This is a genomic window from Planctomycetota bacterium, from assembly GCA_038746835.1.
Lineage (GTDB): Bacteria > Planctomycetota > Phycisphaerae > Tepidisphaerales > Tepidisphaeraceae > JBCDKH01.
The window spans coordinates 1-6,438 of record JBCDKH010000197.1; the positions used below are offsets into that span (position 1 = coordinate 1).

At 65.5% G+C, this 6,438-nt stretch carries 6 protein-coding genes and 1 tRNA gene; 4 read left to right on the forward strand and 3 right to left on the reverse strand.

Features of this window, described 5'->3' with window-relative positions:
* Window positions 1–128: 128 nt before the first annotated feature.
* Window positions 129–2,189 (reverse strand): YidC/Oxa1 family insertase periplasmic-domain containing protein, encoded by a 2,061-nt coding sequence (locus AAGI46_14635; GenBank protein MEM1013445.1) that lies wholly within the window; start codon window positions 2,187–2,189, stop codon window positions 129–131.
* 71 nt (window positions 2,190–2,260) lie between these two features.
* Entirely contained in the window at window positions 2,261–3,103 is an 843-nt protein-coding gene (locus AAGI46_14640) for a metallophosphoesterase family protein (GenBank protein ID MEM1013446.1), read from the reverse strand.
* Window positions 3,104–3,295: 192 nt separating this feature from the next.
* On the opposite strand from AAGI46_14640, the gene AAGI46_14645 reads away from it, so the two are divergent.
* From AAGI46_14645 to AAGI46_14660, 4 genes are all read left to right on the forward strand, one after another.
* The gene (locus AAGI46_14645; GenBank protein MEM1013447.1) at window positions 3,296–4,648 is read left to right on the forward strand and encodes a homoserine dehydrogenase; all 1,353 of its coding nucleotides are present in this window, start codon (window positions 3,296–3,298) and stop codon (window positions 4,646–4,648) included.
* Window positions 4,648–5,019 carry a hypothetical protein gene (locus AAGI46_14650; protein MEM1013448.1) on the forward strand — a complete coding sequence of 124 codons (372 nt, stop codon included), beginning with the start codon at window positions 4,648–4,650 and terminating at the stop codon, window positions 5,017–5,019. Before AAGI46_14645 ends, AAGI46_14650 begins: the two co-directional genes overlap by 1 nt.
* Window positions 5,020–5,218: 199 nt before the next feature.
* Window positions 5,219–5,722, forward strand: coding sequence for a chemotaxis protein CheX (locus AAGI46_14655; GenBank protein MEM1013449.1), 504 nt, complete (start codon window positions 5,219–5,221; stop codon window positions 5,720–5,722).
* 48 nt (window positions 5,723–5,770) lie between these two features.
* Window positions 5,771–6,136: a response regulator gene (locus tag AAGI46_14660; GenBank protein ID MEM1013450.1), complete on the forward strand. Its 366-nt coding sequence runs from the start codon at window positions 5,771–5,773 to the stop codon at window positions 6,134–6,136.
* 13 nt (window positions 6,137–6,149) lie between these two features.
* On the opposite strand, the gene AAGI46_14665 is transcribed toward AAGI46_14660, so the two are convergent.
* Window positions 6,150–6,221: transfer RNA gene (locus AAGI46_14665), tRNA-Asn, on the reverse strand.
* Between the last annotated feature and the right edge of the window lie 217 nt (window positions 6,222–6,438).

Genomic DNA, 6,438 nt, shown 5'->3' on the forward strand with positions numbered 1-6,438 from the left:
CCCCCGTGGGGCCCGCGTCGCCGCCCCCCGCTCCGCCACCCCCGTCCCTGCCGTTTTTGCCCCCCCCCGCCAACGGCCGGTACCCGGTGTTTGGGCAAGTATTTTATGTTGGGCCCACGCGACAAGAGTTACCGCTTGCGACCCTTCTGGTTCTTCTGGGCGGCCTGCATGGCCTGGGCCTGTTTCTGGGCTTCGGCGACGCGGGAGGCGACGGTCTTCTTGAACTCGTCGAGGCGGCGGCCGATCGGACCTTTGGGCTTTTCGGGAACCGGCTTGCCTTCGGCCTCTGCCTTCTCAAGGGCTTCGTCTTCCAGGCGGATGTTTCGCCGGATCAGCTTGGTCTCGATGATGCCGATCGTCGTGCTCGTCAGGATGTACAGGTTCAGCCCACTGGGCATGCTGTAGAGGAAGATCGGGAAGACCGTCACCATCATCACCTGGATCAGCTTCTGCTGGGCCTTCTGCTCGTCGGTCATCGTGGCCGTCGGCGTGGGCTGGAGCTTCATCTGGATGTAGAAGACCAGGCCCATCAGCAGCGGCAGGAGGTTCAGCCCGCTGATGCCGATGCCGAAGATCAGCTCGATCCGCTGCTCGAACTCGATCAGGTGGTCCGGCTTCGACAGGTCGTCGATCCACGTCCAGCCGTAGAGGAACGGTTCGTGACGCAGTGCGAAGGTTGCCTGGAGCGTCGAGTAGAGGGCGATCCAGATGGGCGTCTGCAGGAGCATCGGCAGACAGCCGAGTAGCAGCGCCTGCGTCTGCTCGGGGGCGAGTTCGGCCATCGCCTGGGCCATCTTCTCTTTGTCGTCGCCGTACTTCTCCTTGGCCGCCTGGATCTTGGGGGCCAGCTTGCTCATCTTCATCAGGTTCTTCTGCGACCGCTTGGTGATCGGGTGCAGAGCGGTGCGAACCAGGATGACCAGGCAAATGATCGCTAGGCCCCAGTCGCCGAAGAGCGCGTGGAAGAAGCTCAGCAGAAGGACCAGGATGTCGACGACCGGCTGGAAGACGCACCACGTGCAGCCGAACGGGCTGATGAGCGTCGAGTCGTAGCGAATGCCGCCGGCCGAGTAGTAGTTGCCTTCGAGCAGGTCGCGCTTCTTCGGGCCGAGGAAGACGCGAAGAGGCACGGCGAACTTGTCGCCGGCGGCGACCTGCTCCTCGTGCGTCTCCATGCGGATCGCGACGAGGCGTTCCGGTTTCGGGCTGTCGGGATTGACGGCCTCGGCGACGAATCGGCGGAACTGGTCGCGCTTCTCAGGCCGGGCGATCGCGTTGAAGTAGATCGTGCCGCTGCCGATCCACGCCAGGTCCTCGTCGGCGAGCAGATAGCGCCGAGTTGGCTCGTCGTCGTCGAATGCCTCGACCTGCTCGGCCTCGTAGCGGACGTTGCCGGATTCGTTGAGCTGCCCGCGAAGGACGGTGCGGTCGTAGCCGGCCTCGAGCTCGCGTGGCGGCGTGGTGGGGCCGTTGATCGTGGTGGCGACGTCGAAGCTGCGATCGGAGACGTTTCGGACGGTCTGCCGGACGAGCAGTTCGTAGCCGCCGTGGTTCGTGACTCCGTTTTCCAGCGGCTCGTCGATCGCAAAGAGGCGGATTGTCTTGAGAATCTGGGCGACGTGTCGGTCTCCGTCGAAGACGTTCACGAAGAGCCGGGTCTGACGCTCGTCCGTCTTCTCGGGATCAATTCTCCACGCCACGCCGGACAGGTCGAGCTCTTGGCCGTCGATGGTGACCGTCCGCGTGCCCATCGGCCGGGTGGCCTGGACGTCCTGCTCGTACGGCACCTCGAACCGGTAGCGATCGGGCTCGTCGAGCGTGGCCCGGTAGCGCTTCAGCAGCACCTCTTCGATGCCTGCACCGACGGTGTTGACGGTGACCCGCATCGGATAGGCCGACGGGTCGTCGACGGCTCCGCCGAGGATGAGCGTCTGCGGCGTCCCACCCTCGACGCGGAGGCCATCGACACTGGCGGGATCGTCCGACGGGCGCGTCGTGGACGTCGAGCTCGCCGAGTCGTCGCCGGCGGGTCGCGTGGTGGTCTGTGCGGTCTCGTCCTCGGCCCGCTCCTGCGGGATCGGCCGCGTCTCCCAGCCCATTTTTTCGGCGAACCAGTTGGTGCCGATCTCCCAGACCAGGAAGAACGTCAGGAAGGCCAGGATGAGGGCGAAGGTGCGTCGATTGCCCATGGACAGATGCGTCAGTCGCGTTGGACGGAGGAGGGGAAAGCGGGCAACACGCTAGGTCGACGTCGCGTCGATCAGCGTCCTTCCAGGAGCCGCTGCCCGAGGAAGTTGTCGAGTTCGCCGGTGGCTTCGACCTTGCGTTTGGTCGCCTGGATGTCGTACTCGACGCGAACGAATTCGACGCTCGGGCCACGCTCGGGCGTGGTGGAGAGGATGGCGAAGCTGCTGCGTGGGTCACGATCGCGCGGCTGGCCGACGCTGCCGACGTTGACCAGGGCCTTCTCGCCCTCGGCAAAGGTGAATCGGCCTTCGACCTCGCTCGGGCTGTAGAAGTCGGGTTGCTGCGTGAAGACGCCCGGAACGTGCGTGTGCCCCAGGAAGCAGACCGTTGCCGAGGCTGTCCGCGTCGCCGGTGCTGGCTCCTCGCCGTCGGCGGGCGGCAGTGTCGGTACGCCGAGCCGTTCGAAGAGTGCGGCGAACTTGCCGGGATTCGTGTAGATGTCGTCGGGGAAGACGTACTCGTTGATCGGCTTGCGCGGCGACGCGTGGACCGCCTGGTAGCGACGGCCGTCCTGCTGGAACTCGCGCCGAGCCGGCAAAGCGGCAAGGAAGCGCCACCGCTCTGCCCGGAGTGCCTTGTCGGTCTCGCCCTCCAGCTGCTTTCGCGTCCAGTACGCAGCCGACTCGGCACCGGTGTTGAAGTTGTACGGCTCGAACAGGACCGCGAAGTCGTGGTTGCCCAGGATCGTCGCCCGGCAACGCTCGCGAACCATGTCCAGGCACGCCAGCGGGTCCGGCCCGTAGCCAAGGACGTCGCCGAGGCAAAGCACGTCTTGAATGCCCCGCCGATCGATCTCAGCAAAGACGGCGGTCAACGCCTCGAGATTGCCGTGGATGTCGCTGATGACCGCGAGCATGACGTGGGCCGATCGACGGATCGGCCGGGTCGCGAGGATACGGGCAGAAGCCAGCTGTCGCCAGAAAGCGGGAGAACCCGAGAGCCGGAAAGCTTGAAGGAGGAAGCTTGAAGCCTGAAGAGCCGGAGTGACCGCCTCTGGTCTTCAACCTTCAAGCTTCCTCCTTCAAGCTTTCTGGTTCTAACCTGCCCCGTGGCTCCGAAGGACTCTTCCCGCCCCACCCGCCTCACCCGCGTCGCGCTGCTCGGCCATGGGACCGTCGGCCGCGGCGTCGTGGAGCTGCTGGCGGACCGTGGAGGCGATCTGCGTCGGCGGACCGGCGTCGGGTTCGACGTGGTTCGCGTGGCCGTACGAGACCTGGCACGGCATCAGGCCGAGGCGTCGACGCTTCGAATGACCGACGACGCCCACGACGTCGCGACTGCCGCCGAGGCCGACGTCGTCGTCGAACTCATCGGGGGCATCGAGCCGGCCCGGACGCTCGTGCTGGCCGCGATCGAGGCCGGCAAGTCGGTCGTCACAGCGAACAAGGCCCTCATCGCCGCCCACGGGCCAGAGTTGTTTGCGGCGGCACGCAGGGCAGGCGTGGTCGTCGCCTTCGAGGCCTCGTGCGGCGGCGGGATTCCGATCGTCGGGTCGCTGGCGGGCGGACTCGTCGCCGATGATCACCGGGCCCTGGTCGGCATCCTCAACGGCACCAGCAACGCGATCCTGACGTCGATGAGTGTCCGCGGTCAGAGCTACGCGGAGGCACTCAAGGAAGCCCAGGACGCCGGTTTCGCCGAGGCCGACCCGACGCTCGACGTCAACGGCAGCGACGCCGCTCAAAAGCTGTCGATCCTCGCCGGTCTGGCGTTCGGCGAGACGATTCAGCCCGACGCCATTCACCGCGAAGGCATCGATGGCCTCGACCCGCGCGACGTCGCCTTCGCGAGCGAGCTCGGCTATGTCATCAAGCTCCTGGCCGTCGCTCGTCGCGACGAGGACGATCGGCTGGCGATGAGCGTGTTTCCCGGTTTGCTGCCGGCGAGCGATCCGATGTCGGACGTCAACGGGCCGTTCAACGCGGTGGCGGTCTACGGCAAGGCGCTCGGGCGTAGCTTGCTTGTCGGACGCGGTGCCGGCGGCATGCCGACGGCAGCTGCGGTGGTGGGCGATCTAGTCTCCGTCGCCAACGGCTCAGCGAAGGCTGCCTTTTCAACGCTGCAGATGCTGCCCGACGTCGCACGCCCGGCCGACCTGCTCGACTTCGGCCTGACGCGGCACCGCTACTACCTGCGGCTGGTCGCCGACGACGCACCGGGCGTGTTGGCCGACGTGACGCGGGCGCTCGGCAATGCCGGCATCAGCCTCGCTAGCGTCACGCAGCGCGAGGCACCCAGCGTCGGTGGCGGCAGTGTGCCGGTCATCATCACGACGCACGAGGCCCGCGAAGCCAGCGTCCGATCCGCCGTCGAGGTGTTGAGCGGGCTCGCATCGATCAAGGAACCGCCGGCCGTGCTTCGGATCGTCGACATGCCCAAGGAGCCGGGCGACCACGCGTGATGAGCCTGCGGCAACGCCTCAACCTCGTCGACGGCGAACACGCGTGGCGGCTGTCGTTCTGGGAGCAGTCGGAAGGCAAGCTCACCCGCCAAGTCGCCCCTCCGCCCGCCGAATCGCTATCGGACGCGGCCAAGCCGCTGCTTTTGGAAGTCGTGGCGATTCCCGGCGAGTCGGGTTGTCTCGCCGTGATCCATCGCTCCGGATGGCCCTTCGACCTTGATTTACCGGCGACGGTTCAGGCTGACGATTCGGTCGACGCGACGCGTCCCGGCGGCGCCGGGGACGAGGTGATGCGGGCGTTCCTGAATGCGGTCCGGGAGGAAGTTGGACTGGTTGGTGTCCTGCAGCCGCTTGATCCCGAAGACACTTGATTCGATTGAGCCGCCCGCGTCAGCGGGCGCTTGCGGACAAACGACAGCGCCCGCTCACGCGGGCGGCTAACTCGCAGCGATCTGTGATTTGAGTTGCGGTTTTCGATTAAGTCGCGTGGTTCGAACGACGATGTGTTGTTCGCATCGGTCTTCTCGCGTGAGACATCTGCCGTACGCCTGACCATTGACAGCACCGACTATGTCCGACACCGCCGAAGCTCCTTTCGATCCGCGTCTCATCGTCCCGTTCGTGAACAGCGTTCGGCAAGTGATGAAGACGATGGTCAACCTGGAGACGACGGTCGAGCGGCCCAAGATCAAGAGCGATCCCGTGTCGTCGTTCGACGTCTCAGCGATCGTGAACTTCAGCGGCGATGTCGTCGGCAGCGTCGTGCTCAGCTTCGAGCAGGATGCCGCGGTGAAAATCGTCGAGAAGTTTGCCGGAACAGCCATGGATCCGCAGTCGGCGGACTTCGCCGACGCGATCGGTGAGCTCGGGAACATGGTCGCCGGTGCGGCCAAGAAAGGGCTCGGCTACGACGCGTCGATCGGCATCCCGAGCGTGATCGTCGGCCAAGGCCATCACGTGGCGCGGCTCAAGGACGTGCCCTGCCTGGTCGTGCCCTGCACGAGTGAAGCCGGCTCGTTCGCTGTCGAAGTCAGCATTCGCCGCGCTGACGCCGCTGTTCGCCAGGCCGCTTGAAACATCCCGACTCTCGACTTTCCCTTCCTGACTCTGACCATCAGCCCAATGAAGATTCTGCTCGTCGACGACTCCAACACCATGCGGAACATCCAGAAGAAGGTTCTGGCCGACCTCTGCACCGACTTTGGCGAAGCTGCCGACGGCGTGGAGGCAATGAAGCTCATTCAGGCGGGTCAGAAGTTCGACCTCATCCTGGTCGACTGGAACATGCCCAACATGGACGGCCACACGCTGGTTACCAAGATTCGCGAGACCGACAAGACCACGCCGCTCGTCATGTGCACGACCGAGGCGGAGAAGACGCGCGTCGTTGAAGCCCTCAAGGCCGGCGTGAACAACTACGTCATCAAGCCGTTCACCCCGGACGGTCTCACCGACAAAATACAGGCGACCTTGAAAAAGGCCGCCTGAGTCGGTGATCAAACTCGGCAGGAAGGATTCGAACCTTCGACCGGGCGGTTAACAGCCGCCTGCTCTACCGCTGAGCTACTGCCGAAACGGCCCACGTCAGCACCGGCTGCCGCGGGCAGGGACGATACGCCGGGCGCGTCGACTTTCAAGGTCTACGCGCGCCCTCCCAGAGACCATCGACACAACGACCGGCGTCGCACCAGCGACGCTGCTCTTCTGTGCGCTGGCGTGGTGCGACGACGCCGAGGGTTGAGCGAAGCGATGCCCCGGAGCAATGTCCCAGGAGGGTCGGTGCACCGCCA

What these genes read in the sequence shown, in the direction of transcription:
- AAGI46_14635 (MEM1013445.1), bottom strand. Translation starts at nt 2,189, where the DNA reads ATGGGCAATCGACGCACCTTCGCCCTCATCCTGGCCTTCCTGACGTTC.
- AAGI46_14640 (MEM1013446.1), bottom strand. Translation starts at nt 3,103, where the DNA reads ATGCTCGCGGTCATCAGCGACATCCACGGCAATCTCGAGGCGTTGACC.
- AAGI46_14650 (MEM1013448.1), top strand. Translation starts at nt 4,648, where the DNA reads ATGAGCCTGCGGCAACGCCTCAACCTCGTCGACGGCGAACACGCGTGG.
- AAGI46_14655 (MEM1013449.1), top strand. Translation starts at nt 5,219, where the DNA reads ATGTCCGACACCGCCGAAGCTCCTTTCGATCCGCGTCTCATCGTCCCG.
- AAGI46_14660 (MEM1013450.1), top strand. Translation starts at nt 5,771, where the DNA reads ATGAAGATTCTGCTCGTCGACGACTCCAACACCATGCGGAACATCCAG.